The 14,931-nt window shown below is 67.0% G+C and carries 16 protein-coding genes and 1 pseudogene; 8 read left to right on the top strand and 9 right to left on the bottom strand.

Annotated features, from left to right (window positions below):
• A partial coding sequence (locus tag AC1DXV_RS22025) for a SpvB/TcaC N-terminal domain-containing protein (RefSeq protein ID WP_477935530.1) occupies nucleotides 1-1,231 on the bottom strand: 1,231 nt, incomplete at its 3' end.
• Between AC1DXV_RS22025 and AC1DXV_RS22020 the strand changes: the two genes are divergently transcribed.
• On the top strand, nucleotides 1,230-1,520 hold the full coding sequence (locus AC1DXV_RS22020) for a hypothetical protein (RefSeq protein WP_477935528.1): 291 nt from the start codon (nucleotides 1,230-1,232) through the stop codon (nucleotides 1,518-1,520). The genes AC1DXV_RS22025 and AC1DXV_RS22020 overlap by 2 nt on opposite strands.
• An 88-nt stretch (nucleotides 1,521-1,608) precedes the next feature.
• Nucleotides 1,609-2,004, top strand: coding sequence for a hypothetical protein (locus AC1DXV_RS22015; RefSeq protein WP_477875166.1), 396 nt, complete (start codon nucleotides 1,609-1,611; stop codon nucleotides 2,002-2,004).
• 7 nt (nucleotides 2,005-2,011) lie between these two features.
• On the opposite strand, the gene AC1DXV_RS22010 is transcribed toward AC1DXV_RS22015, so the two are convergent.
• The 6 genes and pseudogenes from AC1DXV_RS22010 to scpA form a co-directional block, all read right to left on the bottom strand.
• The gene (locus AC1DXV_RS22010; protein ID WP_477935527.1) at nucleotides 2,012-2,485 is read right to left on the bottom strand and encodes a VOC family protein; all 474 of its coding nucleotides are present in this window, start codon (nucleotides 2,483-2,485) and stop codon (nucleotides 2,012-2,014) included.
• A gap of 115 nt (nucleotides 2,486-2,600) precedes the next feature.
• Nucleotides 2,601-4,601, bottom strand: a complete 2,001-nt coding sequence (gene accC, locus AC1DXV_RS22005) for an acetyl-CoA carboxylase biotin carboxylase subunit (RefSeq protein ID WP_477935525.1) — start codon at nucleotides 4,599-4,601, stop codon at nucleotides 2,601-2,603.
• An 11-nt stretch (nucleotides 4,602-4,612) separates the two neighbouring features.
• On the bottom strand, nucleotides 4,613-6,145 hold the full coding sequence (locus tag AC1DXV_RS22000; protein ID WP_477869681.1) for an acyl-CoA carboxylase subunit beta: 1,533 nt from the start codon (nucleotides 6,143-6,145) through the stop codon (nucleotides 4,613-4,615).
• A 6-nt stretch (nucleotides 6,146-6,151) separates the two neighbouring features.
• Complete coding sequence (meaB, locus tag AC1DXV_RS21995) at nucleotides 6,152-7,147, bottom strand: methylmalonyl Co-A mutase-associated GTPase MeaB (RefSeq protein WP_477935532.1); 996 nt, start codon at nucleotides 7,145-7,147, stop codon at nucleotides 6,152-6,154.
• Nucleotides 7,148-7,366: 219 nt separating this feature from the next.
• A pseudogene (locus tag AC1DXV_RS21990) lies at nucleotides 7,367-7,558 on the bottom strand (GIY-YIG nuclease family protein); the annotation flags it as partial.
• A 37-nt stretch (nucleotides 7,559-7,595) separates the two neighbouring features.
• Nucleotides 7,596-9,773 carry a methylmalonyl-CoA mutase gene (gene scpA / locus AC1DXV_RS21985; RefSeq protein ID WP_477868690.1) on the bottom strand — a complete coding sequence of 726 codons (2,178 nt, stop codon included), beginning with the start codon at nucleotides 9,771-9,773 and terminating at the stop codon, nucleotides 7,596-7,598.
• Nucleotides 9,774-9,830: 57 nt separating this feature from the next.
• On the opposite strand from scpA, the gene AC1DXV_RS21980 reads away from it, so the two are divergent.
• The 5 genes from AC1DXV_RS21980 to AC1DXV_RS21960 all read left to right on the top strand — a co-directional run bounded on the left by AC1DXV_RS21980 (nucleotide 9,831) and on the right by AC1DXV_RS21960 (nucleotide 12,532).
• A complete protein-coding gene (locus AC1DXV_RS21980; RefSeq protein WP_477935523.1) occupies nucleotides 9,831-10,511 on the top strand; it encodes a GntR family transcriptional regulator in 681 nt (226 codons plus the stop codon).
• A gap of 38 nt (nucleotides 10,512-10,549) precedes the next feature.
• Entirely contained in the window at nucleotides 10,550-11,047 is a 498-nt protein-coding gene (locus tag AC1DXV_RS21975; RefSeq protein ID WP_477935521.1) for a dihydrofolate reductase, read from the top strand.
• Between the two features lie 33 nt (nucleotides 11,048-11,080).
• Nucleotides 11,081-11,656 (top strand): DUF4337 domain-containing protein, encoded by a 576-nt coding sequence (locus tag AC1DXV_RS21970; RefSeq protein ID WP_477868696.1) that lies wholly within the window; start codon nucleotides 11,081-11,083, stop codon nucleotides 11,654-11,656.
• 49 nt (nucleotides 11,657-11,705) lie between these two features.
• On the top strand, nucleotides 11,706-12,128 hold the full coding sequence (locus AC1DXV_RS21965; RefSeq protein WP_477868702.1) for an OsmC family protein: 423 nt from the start codon (nucleotides 11,706-11,708) through the stop codon (nucleotides 12,126-12,128).
• Between the two features lie 137 nt (nucleotides 12,129-12,265).
• Nucleotides 12,266-12,532, top strand: a complete 267-nt coding sequence (locus tag AC1DXV_RS21960; RefSeq protein ID WP_477868698.1) for a hypothetical protein — start codon at nucleotides 12,266-12,268, stop codon at nucleotides 12,530-12,532.
• Here the strand turns inward: AC1DXV_RS21960 and AC1DXV_RS21955 are convergent.
• Complete coding sequence (locus AC1DXV_RS21955; protein WP_477935519.1) at nucleotides 12,480-13,049, bottom strand: GNAT family N-acetyltransferase; 570 nt, start codon at nucleotides 13,047-13,049, stop codon at nucleotides 12,480-12,482. The genes AC1DXV_RS21960 and AC1DXV_RS21955 overlap by 53 nt on opposite strands.
• Before the next feature lie 128 nt (nucleotides 13,050-13,177).
• Here AC1DXV_RS21955 and xth point away from each other — a divergent pair, with 128 nt between their 5' ends.
• Nucleotides 13,178-13,942 carry an exodeoxyribonuclease III gene (xth, locus tag AC1DXV_RS21950; protein ID WP_477874437.1) on the top strand — a complete coding sequence of 255 codons (765 nt, stop codon included), beginning with the start codon at nucleotides 13,178-13,180 and terminating at the stop codon, nucleotides 13,940-13,942.
• A gap of 426 nt (nucleotides 13,943-14,368) precedes the next feature.
• On the opposite strand, the gene AC1DXV_RS21945 is transcribed toward xth, so the two are convergent.
• A partial coding sequence (locus tag AC1DXV_RS21945; RefSeq protein WP_477935517.1) for an AAA-type ATPase lid domain-containing protein occupies nucleotides 14,369-14,931 on the bottom strand: 563 nt, incomplete at its 5' end.

Below are 14,931 nucleotides of genomic sequence, written 5' to 3'. Positions count from 1 at the left end.
CGTCCATCGTTTGCCAACTACCGACTGTCAGGTCCTCACTCGAGGTGTATTCTGTGACGCTGAACGTTCCAATTCCGGTGGACAGCCACACGCTGTAGTGGCCCGCGCTGTCTTTCAAGTGCACGAGGTCGGCAATGCCATCATTGTTGAGATCGAGGCTGCGCCAGGTTCCACACGTAGCCAAGCACTGGTCGGTGCCCCCAGGACTGAAGTATTGTCCGTAGTAGAAGGTCGCGGGTGGGTCTGACGGGAACGCCATCACGGTCGCCGGCAGGCAGCCCGCCGATGGAGAGCAGACCTTGATCGACTCGATCCGTGAACGACTGCCCGCCGACGTCGCCGAATAAGTCAGCTGATAACTCAGCACGTTCACACCGACGGAGTTCGTCGCGATGGTGCGCAGCCGAAGGCGATTCGTGACCGAAAATCCCGACTGGTACCCGACATTGACATCGGCCCGAACGGTGTCGTACGCGAACTGCACATTGCTGGCCGGCAGCAACCCCGTCGTCGCATTGCCCGTGTAGTCGATCTGCAGCGGGTAGTACCCCCCGTTGAACACGCCGTTCGTCGTGTCCTTCAGATAAGTCACGGTCAGCGTGTTGCCCTTGGTGTCGACGATCTTGTTGAGCGGCCACGCACGAATCACCACCGGCGTCTTGCCCACCACCTCGATGCTGCTGTCGGCGCTGTTGCCGAACTCCATCGTCAGCCCGGCCTTGGTCTTGACGACGAAGCTGGTCGGTCCGCCGCCGGCTGCAGCGCCGTTGGCCACCACCTTGGAGAAGCTCTCAAGCTCGGTGCGGTACTCGGACCCGGCCGCACCATAGGTGCCGGCCACCACCATCAGCCGCTGCCCATCCAGGCAGAAGCGGTCGGACGCCGTGTAGTTGACGCCGGTCTGCGCGCCGTCCTGCGGCAAGGTCTGCGGGCAGCGCGTGATCTGTGACAGCCCCGACACATTCCACCCCACGCCGAGGGGGCCGTTGCCAGAGCGACTGTTGTACCCGAGCGTCAGCGACGGCTCGATGCCGGCGATACCGGGTGGTACCTGGATCGGAATGCCATAGGTCGCCGCGCCATCGGGCGAGACTGAAAAGCTGCCGGGAATCGCCATCTGCGCCTGCGCAACGCTGGTCAACAGCGCACAGGCCATCAGCGCCGCAGCGTGGCGAGCCACCTGCCATGCGGGCACGCCACCGCGAGCGTGCAACGCTTCCATAAGAATCATGCTGTCCTCCCTGACAGCGGCCGGCGGCCGCCTCTGTGCCCGCGTGCAGCGGCGCTTCAACCGGCCTTCTTTGGAAGCCTCGCGCCCGTCCGGTCAAGCTGCTTCGCATCGGAGGCAGCATGACAGCAGAAGTCGCAGCTTATCGCAAGCCGATGACAAGCCACAAGCGCATCAGCCCAACGCCGCGACGATCTTCGGCGGCGCCTGCAGCAACTCGATCATCACGCCGTTCAGCCTGATCGAGAGGACGGCCCTGCGGCATCGACCACCAAGTGTCGAGCGAGCTTGATCGTGATGAGGCAACGGGCACGGGCCGAAACCACATCAGGCGCGGATATGCTTCCTCGCCTTGCGTTCATCCATCAGGAGGAGTTTTCGTGTCCTTGAATCTCGGCTCACATCTCAACGACGTCCTGCGATCGGTCGCCGGCGTCGCCTCTGCGCTGGCGCTTGCAGCAGCCATCACCCCCACCATTGCGCATGCTGACGCCGGATCGACCGGTTTCCGGCACATCGTCGACATCGGATGCGAAGGCGTGAATTGCTTCGTGACCTTGGACGGGGCGCCCTTCCCCGGGCTGAGTGGCACAACCTGTGCGGCACCCACGCTGGAGTTTCGCTGGGATGCCAGCACGCCCGGCGGCAAGCTGGCCTACGGATCATTCCTGGCAGCCTATTCGTCGGGCAAAGTGGTCTCGGTCTACTACTCGACTTGCTTCGTGCAGTGGAACGGCGTCTACCCAACCATCGGGTACTTTCACATCACCGGATAAGGCACGCTCAGGCAGGCGCCCCCAACGCCGCGACGATCTCCGGCGGCGCCTGCACCAGCTCGATCAGTACGCCCTCGCCCGCGACCGGGAACTCGTCGTTGCTCTTCGGGTGCACGAAGCAGATGTCGTGGCCGGCCGCGCCCTTGCGGATGCCGCCCGGCGCGAAGCGCACGCCGTTCGCGGTGAGCCATTCCACCGCGCGCGGCAGGTCGTCGATCCACAGCCCGATGTGGTTCAGCGGCGTCGTGTGCACCGCCGGCTTCTTCTGCAGGTCGAGCGGCTGCATCAGGTCGACCTCGACCTTGAACGCACCATGCCCCATCGCGCAGATGTCCTCGTCGACGTTCTCGCGCTCGCTGACGAAGTTGCCGGTGACCTCGAGGCCCAGCATGTCGACCCACAGCGTGCGCAGGCGCTCCTTGCGCTCGGCGCCGATCGCGACCTGCTGGATGCCCAGCACCTTGAAGGGACGCGTGTTCATCGTGAATTCCTTGTCGTGTACGGCACTTCGGCAGGCTCAGTGCGGCCCTTCGACAAGCTCAGGGCGAACGGGTGCCTTCCGTTCGGGCTGAGCCTGTCGAAGCCCTGCCCGCAACTCACTGAAACCGGATGATGACCTGATCGACCGCCAGGCTCTCGCCCTTCGCGGCCGACACCTCGGCAACCACGGCGTCCTGCGACGCCACCAGGATGTTCTCCATCTTCATCGCCTCGATCGTCGCGAGCCGCTCGCCGGCGCGCACCTGCTGCCCCGGCGTCACCGCCACGTCGACCAGCAAGCCGGGCATCGGCGACAGCAGGAACTTGGACAGATCCGGCGGCGCCTTGAACGGCATCAGCGCCTGCAGTTCGGCCACGCGCGGTGCCAGCACGCGCGCCTCGATCTGCGCGCCGTCGTGCGAGACGCGGTACGGCAGGCCCAGCCGCTCGATCTGCGCGACAAAGGGTTGGCCGTTGCAGTGCCCGTGGATCACCAGGTCGCGCAGGTTCGAATCGAACTCGATCAGGTACTGCGCGTCGCCGATGCGCACCTCGTAGGCCCCGCCCTGCGGCCGAACCGTCAGCGCGGTGCGCTCGCTGCGCCCCTCGCCCAGCGGCACGACGACGACGAAGGCATCGCCGACCTGGAACTCATGCCCCGGCATCTGCCCGCTGATGCGCGCCGCGCGCTCCAGGTGCTGGCGGTTCGCCACCGCCGCCAGCGCGCGCAGGAACAGCGGATCGGCAGGCGTCACCAGTTCGGCCGAGAAGCCCTTCGGGAAATGCTCGGCGATGAAGCCGGTGTTGAAGTCGCCGGCGACGAACTTCGGATGCGCGAGCAGCGCCGCCTGGAACGGGATGTTCGAGTTGATGCCGCGGATCGCGAAGCCGTTCAGCGCCTCGCGCATCTTCGCGATCGCGTCGGCCCGGTCGCGGCCGTGCACGATCAGCTTCGCGATCATCGAGTCGTAGAACATCGGGATCTCGCCGCCCTCGCTGACGCCGGTGTCCACGCGCACGCCGCCCTGCTGCTGCGGCGGCAGGTAGCGCACCAGCCGGCCGGTCGACGGCAGGAAATTGCGGAACGGGTCTTCGGCGTTGATGCGGCATTCCATCGCCCAGCCGTCGCGTTTGATCTGCCCTTGCGTGAACGGCAGCTTCTCGCCGGCGGCCACGCGGATCATCAGCTCCACCAGGTCGAGCCCGGTGATGCCTTCGGTCACCGGGTGCTCCACCTGCAGCCGGGTGTTCATCTCGAGGAAGTAGAAGCTGCGGTCCTTGCCGACCACGAACTCCACCGTGCCGGCCGACTGGTAGTTCACTGCCTTCGCGAGCGCCACCGCCTGCTCGCCCATCGCCTGGCGGGTCTTCTCATCGAGGAACGGGCTGGGCGCCTCTTCGATCACCTTCTGGTGGCGGCGCTGGATCGAGCACTCGCGCTCCCACAGGTAGACGGTGTTGCCGTGCGCATCGCCCAGCACCTGGATCTCGATGTGGCGCGGCTCCTCGACGAACTTCTCGATGAACACGCGGTCGTCGCCGAAGCTGTTGCGGGCCTCGTTCTGGCACGCGGTGAAGCCTTCGAACGCCTCCTTGTCGTTGAACGCGACGCGCAGGCCCTTGCCGCCGCCGCCGGCACTCGCCTTGATCATCACCGGGTAGCCGATGCCTTTCGCGATCTCGACCGCATGCTGCGCGGTGTCGATCGCGGCGTTGTGGCCGGGAATGGTGTTGACCGACGCCGCCGCGGCAAGCTTCTTCGAGGCGATCTTGTCGCCCATCGCGGCGATCGACGCATGCTTCGGACCGATGAAGACGATGCCTTCTTCCTCGACGCGGCGCGCGAACTCCTCGTTCTCGCTCAGGAAGCCGTAGCCCGGGTGCACCGCCTGCGCGCCGGTCTGCTTGCAGGCGGCGATGATCTTGTCCATCACCAGGTAGGACTCGCGCGACGGCGCCGGGCCGATGTGCACCGCTTCGTCGGCCAGCTCCACGTGGCGGGCGTCGCGATCGGCATCGGAATAGACGGCGACCGTCTGGATGCCCATCTTCTTCGCGGTGTGGATCACGCGGCAGGCGATCTCGCCGCGGTTGGCGATCAGGATCTTGGTGAACATCTTCATGCCCCTCACAGCGGAATGTTCCCGTGCTTGCGCCACGGGTTCTCGATCTTCTTGTTGCGCAGCATCACCAGCGACCGGCAGATGCGCCGGCGCGTCTCGTGCGGCTGGATCACATCGTCGATGAAGCCGCGTGCGCCGGCCACGAACGGATTCGCGAACTTGGCCTTGTATTCGGCCTCGCGCGCGGCCAGCCTGGCCGGATCGCCTTTCTCGTCGCGGAAGATGATCTCCACCGCGCCCTTCGCCCCCATCACCGCGATCTCGGCGTTCGGCCACGCGAAGTTCACGTCCCCGCGCAGGTGCTTGGAGCTCATCACGTCGTACGCGCCGCCATAGGCCTTGCGCGTGATCACCGTGATCTTCGGCACTGTGCACTCGGCGTACGCGTACAGCAGCTTGGCGCCGTGCTTGATGATGCCGCCGTACTCCTGGCTGGTGCCCGGCATGAAGCCCGGCACGTCGACGAAGGTCACCACCGGGATGTTGAACGCATCGCAGAAGCGCACGAAGCGCGCCGCCTTGATGCTGCTCTTGATGTCCAGGCAGCCGGCCAGCACCAGCGGCTGGTTCGCGACGATGCCCACCGTCTGCCCCTCCATGCGGCAGAAGCCGATGATGATGTTCTTCGCGTACTCGGGCTGCAGCTCGAAGAAGTCGCCGTCGTCGGCGGTCTTCACGATCAGCTCCTTCATGTCGTAGGGCTTGTTCGGGTTGTCGGGCACCAGCGTGTCGAGCGAGAGGTCGATGCGCTCGGCCGGGTCGTTGCTCGGCCGCACCGGCGCCTTCTCGCGGTTGTTCAGCGGCAGGTAGTTGTAGAGCCGGCGCAGCATCGCGAGCGCGTCGACGTCGTTCTCGAAGGCCAGGTCGGCGACGCCGCTGCGGCTGGTGTGGGTGGCGGCGCCGCCCAGCTCCTCGGCCGTCACCTCTTCGTGCGTCACGGTCTTCACGACCTCGGGGCCGGTGACGAACATGTACGAGCTGTCCTTCACCATGAAGATGAAGTCGGTCATCGCCGGCGAGTAGACCGCGCCGCCGGCACACGGCCCCATGATCATGCTGATCTGCGGCACCACGCCCGAGGCCATCACGTTGCGCTGGAACACCTCGGCATAGCCGCCGAGCGAAGCCACGCCTTCCTGAATGCGCGCGCCGCCCGAATCGTTGAGCCCGATCACCGGCGCGCCGACCTTCATCGCCTGGTCCATCACCTTGCAGATCTTCTCGGCATGGGCTTCGCTGAGCGCGCCGCCGAACACCGTGAAATCCTGGCTGAACACGAACACGAGGCGGCCGTTGATCATGCCGTAGCCGGTGACGACGCCGTCGCCGGGCACCTTGTTGTCGGCCATGCCGAAGTCGTGGCAGCGGTGCTCGACGAACATGTCCCATTCCTCGAAGGTGCCTTCGTCGAGCAGCAGCTCGATGCGCTCGCGCGCGGTCAGCTTGCCCTTGCCGTGCTGGGCGGCGATGCGTTTCTCGCCGCCACCCAGGCGGGCGAGCGCGCGCTTGGCTTCGAGTTGTTCGAGGATGTCGTGCATGTCGGCTCACTCCGGAGATGAAGACGGGGACGAGAAGAAAAGGCGCAGCAGCGTGTGCGCGGCCGATGACGGGGCGACGCGCGCGGCGGCGACGTCCTGCGTGACACCGGCCAGCGCCGCGTGCACGCGGGGATGGTGCTTGAAGTCGGCGTGCAGCCGCGCGTGGATCAGGTCCCACATCCAGGCCTGGGCCTGGCGCTGGCGGCGGCGTTCGAACTCGCCGCTCGCGCGGCGCTCGTCGGCGAACTGCTGCACGCGTTGCCAGAATTCATCGATGCCTTGCGACTTGAGCGCGCTGATCTGCATCACGCGTGCCGGGGGAACGTGGTCGGGCCGGCCGTGGAAGCTGAAGACGCGCAGCGCGCTGGTGATCTGGGCTTCGGCGCGGGTCGCGGCCACCGGGTCGAGGTCGGCCTTGTTGATGACGACCAGGTCGGCGAGCTCCATCACGCCCTTCTTGATGGCCTGCAGGTCGTCGCCGGCATTGGGCAGGTGCAGCAGCACGAACATGTCGGTCATGCTGGCGACCGCGGTCTCGCTCTGGCCGACGCCGACGGTCTCGACCAGCACCACGTCGTGGCCGGCGGCCTCGCAGACCAGCATCGCCTCGCGGGTCTTCTCGGCCACGCCGCCGAGCGTGCCCGACGACGGGCTCGGGCGGATGTAGGCGGCGTCGTTGACGGACAGCTGCTCCATGCGCGTCTTGTCGCCGAGGATGGAGCCGCCCGAGACGGTGGACGACGGGTCGACCGTCAGCACCGCGACGCGGTGGCCCTGCGCGATCAGGTGCAGGCCGAAGGCCTCGATGAAGGTCGACTTGCCGACACCGGGCACGCCCGAGATGCCGAGCCGCAGCGCGCGGCCGGTGTGCGGCAGCAAGGCGTTCAGCAGCGCGTCGGCGCGCAGGCGGTGGTCGGGGCGGGTGGATTCGAGCAGGGTGATGGACTTGGCGATGGAACGGCGCTGGTGGGCGAGGATGCCTTCGAGCAACGACTTGTCCATGCCGGCAGGCCCTTCGACAAGCTCAGGGCGAACGGAGGGAAGGCCCGTTCGCCCTGAGCTTGTCGAAGGGTCGGGCTGAGCCTGTCGAAGCCCTGCCTCACCTCGCACCAGCCCTTCGACAGGCTCAGGGCGAACGGAGGGGGGCTTTGTCCGCTTCGAACGTGCGAGTTCGGAAACCTTTTCCCAGTCTCCCGCCACCAGCGCCTGCTTCTTCGCCCGGCTCCAGCCCTTCACCCGAAGCTCTCCCGCCAAGGCCTCCTCGCGCGTCGCCATCTCCTGCATCCACACCAGCTCCACCGGCCGCCGCTCATGCGTGTACCCCGGGATCTCCCCCGCCTGGTGCTGCGCGACACGCCGCTCCAGTTCATCGGTGTGCCCGACATAGAAGCTGCCATCCRCACAGCGCAGCATGTAGACGAAGAACGGCTTCACGCGGTCGTCCGTTCGCTCAACCCGCAACAGCTTTTCGAATCTGCTCCAGCACATCCTTCGCACTCGCCGGAATCGGCGTACCCGGCCCGTAGATGCCCTTCACGCCGGCCTCGTAGAGGAAGTCGTAGTCCTGCCGCGGGATCACGCCGCCGACGAACACGATGATGTCGTCCGCGCCCTGCGCCTTCAGCGATTCGATGATCGCCGGCACCAGCGTCTTGTGGCCCGCCGCCAGCGTGCTCACACCCACCGCATGCACGTCGTTCTCGATCGCCTGGCGCGCGCACTCCTCGGCGGTCTGGAACAGCGGGCCCATGTCGACGTCGAAACCCAGGTCGGCGAACGCGGTTGCCACCACCTTCGCGCCGCGGTCGTGCCCGTCCTGCCCGAGCTTGGCGATCATCACGCGCGGGCGCCGGCCCTGCGCCTGCGCGAACTCGGCGATCTCCTGCTGGAGCTTCGCCCACCCTTCGGCACTGTCGTAAGCGGCAGCGTACACACCGGTCACCTTTTGCGTATCGGCGCGGTGGCGCCCCCACACCTTCTCGAGTGCATCGCTCACCTCGCCCACCGTCGCGCGGGCCCGGATCGCATCGATGGCCAACGCGAGCAGGTTGCCTTCGCCACCCGCCGCGCACGCGCCCAAGGCCGCCAGTCTGCGCTCGACCGCCGCCGCATCGCGCGCCGCGCGCACCTGCGCGAGCCGCTTCAGCTGGTTCTCGCGCACCGCATGGTTGTCGATGTCGAGGATGTCGATCGGGTCTTCCTGCTTCAGCCGGTACTTGTTGACGCCGACGATCACGTCCTTGCCCGAATCGATGCGCGCCTGCTTCTCGGCGGCGCTCGCCTCGATCTTCAGCTTGGCCCAGCCGCTGTCGACGGCCTTCACCATGCCGCCCATCGCATCCACTTCCTCGATCAGCGCCCAGGCCGCATCGGCCATGTCCTGCGTCAGCTTCTCCATCATGTAGCTGCCGGCCCACGGGTCGACCACGCTGGTGATGTGCGTCTCTTCCTGGATGATCAGCTGCGTGTTGCGCGCGATGCGTGCGCTGAAGTCGGTGGGCAGCGCGATGGCTTCATCGAGCGCATTGGTGTGCAGGCTCTGCGTGCCGCCGAACACCGCCGCCATCGCCTCGACCGTCGTGCGCACCACGTTGTTGTACGGGTCCTGCTCGGTCAGGCTCCAGCCCGAGGTCTGGCAGTGCGTGCGCAGCATCAGGCTCTTCGGGTTCTTCGCGCCGAAGCCGCTCATGATCCTCCACCACAGCAGCCGCGCGGCGCGCATCTTGGCCACCTCGAGGTAGAAGTTCATCCCGACGGCCCAGAAGAAGCTCAGCCGCCCGGCGAACTCGTCGACGTCCAGCCCCTTGGCCAACGCCGTCTTCACGTACTCCTTGCCATCGGCCAGCGTGAAGGCCAGCTCCAGCGCCTGGTTCGCACCGGCCTCCTGCATGTGGTAGCCGCTGATGCTGATCGAGTTGAACTTCGGCATCCGCTTCGCGGTGTACGCGATGATGTCGCCGATCACCCGCATGCTCGGCTCGGGCGGGAAGATGTAGGTGTTGCGGACCATGAACTCCTTGAGGATGTCGTTCTGGATAGTCCCGCTCAGCTGCTCCTGCGGCACGCCCTGCTCCTCGGCCGCCACCACATAGCCCGCCAGCACCGGCAGCACCGCGCCGTTCATCGTCATCGACACCGACACCTTGTCGAGCGGGATGCCGTCGAACAGGATCTTCATGTCCTCGACGCTGTCGATCGCGACGCCCGCCTTGCCGACGTCACCCGTCACACGCGGGTGGTCGCTGTCGTAGCCGCGGTGCGTGGCCAGGTCGAACGCGACGCTGACGCCCTGTGCGCCGGCATCGAGCGCCTTGCGGTAGAAGGCGTTCGAGGCCTCGGCGGTGGAGAAGCCGGCGTACTGGCGGATGGTCCATGGCCGCACCGCATACATCGTCGCCTGCGGGCCGCGCACGAACGGCGCGAACCCGGGCAGCGTGTCGGTGTAGGGCAACTCGCGGGTGTCGGCGGCGGTGTACAGCGGCTTCACGCGGATGCCTTCGGGCGTCACCCAGTCGAGCGCGTCGACATTCCCGCCCGGCGCGGATTTCGCGGCCGCCTTCTGCCATGCGGGCAGCGCATCGGAATTCAACAACGCGTCTTTGGCTTCCGATTTTTTCTGGTCAGACATGGGCCCGCTCCGCTGGACGACCTGGCAGGCGTCATCCATAATTCAAAATTGAATTATATGTCCAAGGTTTCCACCGTCCCCGCTGGCAAATCGCCGGCCGCTGCCCGGCTGCCGGCCACCCAGGCCCTCTACGTGCAGGTCGCCGAGCGGCTGCGTGCGCGCATCATGGCCCACACGCTGGCGCCCGGCAGCTGGATCGACGAGCAAGCCCTGACCGCCGAGTACGGCATCAGCCGCACCCCGCTGCGCGAGGCCCTCAAGGTGCTGGCCGCCGAAGGGCTGGTGACGATGAAGCTGCGCCGCGGCGCCTACGTCACCGAGGTGTCCGAGCGCGACCTGGCCGAGGTGTTCCACCTGCTGGCGCTGCTCGAGAGCGATGCCGCCGCAGCCGCCGCCACGCGGGCCACCGACGCGCAACTGGCCGAGCTGCAGGCGCTGCACCAGGCGCTCGAAGACAGCGTGGCTGACCGCGATGCGTTCTTCCGCGCCAACGAGCAGTTCCACATGCGGCTGCTGGAGATCGCCGACAACCGCTGGCGCCACCAGCTGGTCACCGACCTGCGCAAGGTGATGAAGCTGAACCGGCACCACTCGCTGTTCAAGCAGGGGCGGCTCGAGGCCTCGCTGAAGGAGCATCGCCGGATCATGACCGCCCTGAAGGCGCGCGACGGCGCGAAGGTGCAGCAGCTGATGCAGCAGCACCTGACGAATGGACGGGACGCCGCGATGCCCGGCTGACACGAAACCCGGCGTCGCCCGAGGCGACAATCGCGCCCATGACACGCTCCCGACCACTGATCAGCCTGATCGCTGCCGTCGCCCGGCACGGCGCGATCGGCAAGGGCAACGCCCTGCTCTGCCACATCTCCGAGGACCTGAAGTTCTTCAAGCGCACCACGCTCGGCGCGCCGGTGCTGATGGGCCGCAAGACCTGGGATTCGATCGGCCGCCCGCTGCCGGGCCGCCGCAACATCGTGATCACGCGCCAGCCGGGCTGGCAGGCTGCCGGCGCCGAGCGCGCCGGCTCGTTGGCCGAGGCGATCGCGCTGGCCGGCGACGTGCACAAGGCCTTCGTGATCGGCGGTGCCGAGATCTACCGCGAGGCGCTGCCGAGGGTCGACGAGCTGGTGCTGACCGAGCTCGATGCCGAGTTCGACGCCGATGCGTTCTTCCCCGACTGGGACCCCGCGCAGTTCAGTGCGGAACCCGGCGAGTTCCAGACCAGCCCCGATGGCATCCGCTACCGCTGGGTCACCTACAGACGCAAAGTCTGATCACGCAGTTTCCACAATCACGAGGAGGATGACATGTCCGAACACGGTTTCCACGTCCACGGCCCGCACGACCACGAGCTGGAGCATGCGGCCCAGCACAACCCCGACGGCCACGCCGGCCAGCTGGCGGTGATCACCGCGATCCTCGCGACGGTGGGCGCGATCTTCTCGTACATGGGCGGCGCGACGCAGGCCAACGCGGGGCTCTACAAGAACGACGCCGCGATCAAGAAGACCGAGGCCTCGAACCAGTGGAACTACTACCAGGCCAAGAGCAGCAAGCAGAACCTGGCCGAGCTGGCGGTCGAGCTGGCACCCGAGGGCCGGCGCGCGTTCTACACCGAGGAGATCAAGCGCTACAAGACCGAGAAGGCCGAGATCATGACGGCGGCCAAGAAGCTGGAAGACGAATCGACCGCCTTCGACAAGCAGAGCGAGGAGCAGATGCACCAGCACCACCGCTGGGCGCAGGCGACCACCGCGCTGTCGATCTCGATCGCGATGGCGGCGATCGCGCTGCTGACGAAGCGGCGCTGGGCGGAATACGTGGTGTATGGCCTGAGCGTGCTGGGCATGGGATTGGGGATCGCCGCCTGGTTCCATTGGTAGGCGTAAAGCGCTACGCTGCGCGCTCCACTTCCAGGAGAGCGGCATGAAGATCCAACGCAAGGGCTCGGCCCAATGGTCCGGCGGCATCAAGGACGGCAAGGGCTCGATCTCGACCGAGAGCGGCGCGCTGAAGGACTACCCCTACGGCTTCGCGAGCCGCTTCGAAGGCACGCCCGGCAGCAACCCCGAGGAGTTGCTCGGCGCGGCGCACGCGGCCTGCTTCACGATGGCGCTGTCGCTGATCCTCGGTGAAGCCAAGCTGCGCGCCGAGAAGATGGACACGACGGCCAAGGTCACGCTGGAGCAGGTCGAAGGCGGCTACGCGATCAGCGCGGTCCACCTGTCGCTGAAGGCCAACGTGCCTGGCGCGGACAACGCCACGTTCCAGGAACTCGCGGCGAAGGCGAAGGCCGGGTGCCCGGTGTCGAAGCTGCTGAAGGCGGACATCTCGCTCGAAGCGACCCTCATCTAGGCCGCCCGACCGCATCTCGCGGCGATGTCCTACACACGCGTCGGAATCAACCCACGGCGCCCGCGAAGGTCGGCCCCTACAGTGAGGCTGCGCCGGGATCGAAGAACCCCGGATGGCACCCACCACAGGAGGTTGCGATGAAACGAGGGATGGTCATTGCGGGGTTCGAGGTGCACGCGGACGAAGGCCTGCGGGAGATTCCGGCGGGCGCGTGCTGGGTCATCGAAGGCGCGCTGTGGGTCAAGCTGGTCTGGCACGCGGACGGCGAGCGCCAGGCCGCGACGCTGTCGGTGCGCGAGTACCAGTCGTGCCTGCAGCGCGGCTGCATCCACTTCGAGTCGGCGCCGTCGTTCAGCGAATCCGTGCGTAGACCCTTGAGTCTCGCAACATGCCGTCCGGTGTGATGCGGTCGTTGCGCCGCGTGCCTTCCAGCGTGTAGCCGGCGCGCTCGCAGACCCGCCAGCTGGCGACATTGCCGGCATCGGGCAGGGCCTCGACGCGGCGCATGCCGAGTGGGCCGAACGCCAGGTCGGTGATGGCCTGCGCCGCCTCGGTGACGAGGCCGCGGCCGGTGAATGCCGAATGCGCCCAGTAGCCGATCTCGCACTTGGGCACCGCCCAGTCGAACGCATGCAGGCTGCCGACGCCGACCAGCGTGTCGCTGCCCTTCAGGAACATCAGCATCGGCATCATCGAGCGCATCATGAAATGCGCACGTCCTTCGCGGCAGAACTGTTCGGCGCTGTCGAGCGTGGGCTCGGCCATCGCCCACGGCAGCGAGGCCGGGAACCGGCGCAGCGCGTCGAGCGACGCGACGATCGCGTCATGCACGCGTGGCCCGTCGCCGGACTGCGGGCAGCGGATCGTCAGGCGCGGGCTGTCGAAGCGGTCGGGAACGTCGCGAAGCGAGGGAATCGTCATCGCATGGATGCTGCCAGCTGGCGCCGCCGCCGCCGATCTCGAAGCGCAATCGCGTGCGCCGACGCGAAGCCGCGCCGCGCCCAGCGGGTACGATGCGCGCCTCCACCCGAAAGCCGAAAGGTTTGCCCGTGAAACTCGCCACCTGGAACGTCAACTCCCTCGCGGTGCGCCTGCCGCAGCTGATCGACTGGCTCGCGCTGCACCAGCCCGACGCGATCGTGCTGCAGGAAACCAAGCTCACCGACGACAAGTTCCCGAGCGCCGAGATCGAGGCCGCCGGCTACCAGGTGCAGTGGTTCGGGCAGAAGACGTACAACGGTGTCGCGCTGCTGTCGCGCACGGTGGCGAGCGACATCGTGAAGAACATTCCCGGCCATGCCGACGAGCAGGCACGCGTGATCGCCGGCACGGTCAATGGCATCCGCGTGGTGGGTGCCTATATTCCGAACGGGCAATCGGTCGAGAGCGACAAGTTCCAGTACAAGCTGAAGTGGCTGACGGCGCTGCGCACCTGGCTGGCCGACGAGCTGACGCGCCACACGCACCTGGTGCTGATGGGCGACTACAACATCGCGCCGGAAGACCGCGACGTGCACGACCCGGTCGCGTGGGCGGGGCAGGTGCTGTGCACGCCCGAGGAGCGCGCGCATTTCGAGGGCCTGCTGTCGCTCGGGCTGCACGACTCGTTCCGCCTGTTCGAGCAGCCGCCGAAGAGCTGGAGCTGGTGGGACTACCGCAACCTCGCATTCCGCAAGAACCAGGGGCTGCGCATCGACCACATCCTGGTGAGCGACGCGCTGAAGGGCCAGGTCATGTCATGCGTGATCGACAAGCCGACGCGCAAGAACGAGCGGCCTAGCGATCACGCGCCTGTCATCGCTGAACTCTCGTAGTCCGATCGCGAATTCGGTTCACSATTTGCGCGAGCAAAGTCGCGGGCGGAGAGTGTGGAGCTCGGTGCATGCCAAGAACAAGCCCGGGTGACACCCGGGTATCAACCTCCACTTGTTCGCTTGTCACCTCTCCCAAAGAGCGGTGGTGGCCAAAGGCGCGTGCGGGGAGGCTGTGGAGCGCCAATAGGGACGGGGCGCCGGAACTGGCTGATTTCATGGCCCGCGTGCGCAGCACGCTTCGTGCACTGACTGTCGCCCACTGTTTGACCACAACGAGCGAAGCGAGTGGCGGGAGTTTGGGCGACGGGCCATGAAATCAGTCAGTGGAGGGGAGTCTTCGCCCCGAAAGGGGCGAAGACCGCACCGGCCGGCGAGCCACAGCCTCCCCGCACGCGCCTTTGCAGCACAAAAACGCCGACCGGAATTTCAATCGTCCAGGCCGAGTTCCTGGATCTTCCGCGTGATCGTGTTGCGCCCGATCCCGAGCTTCTGCGCCGCCTCGATGCGCCGCCCGCGCGTGATCTCGAGCGCCGTGTGGATCAGCYGCGCCTCGAACTTGCGTGTCAGCGTGTCCCACACCTCCGGCAGCCCGGCCTGCAGCATCGCGCGCGATTCGCGCTCGAGATCGGCCAGCCAGTGCGTGCCGGTCGGCGAACCGCCCGCGATGGCCGCCACCGCGTCCGGCAGCGGTGCGGCCACCGGCGCGATGGCATGGGCCCCCGAGCCACCGACCACCGTCGGGATCGCCTCGCCCACCTCGCCCACGGCCGCCGGCACGCGCGCCGGGATCGCCACCAGGTCGCCCTGGAACTCCGGCGGCAGGTCCTTGGCTTCGACCACCTGGGCCGGTGCCATCACCGTCAGCCAGTGGCAGATGTTCTCCAGCTGCCGCACGTTGCCGGGGAAGTCGAACTGCATCAGCCGCGCGAGCGCCGCCTCGGTGATGCGCTTGGCCTCGACGCCCAGCTCCTTCGCGCTCTTCTGCAGGA

This window comes from Rhizobacter sp. P3_C12, assembly GCF_056402735.1.
Note: the sequence above shows the minus strand (reverse complement) of the source record. Positions and strands in the feature narration are given on the sequence as shown.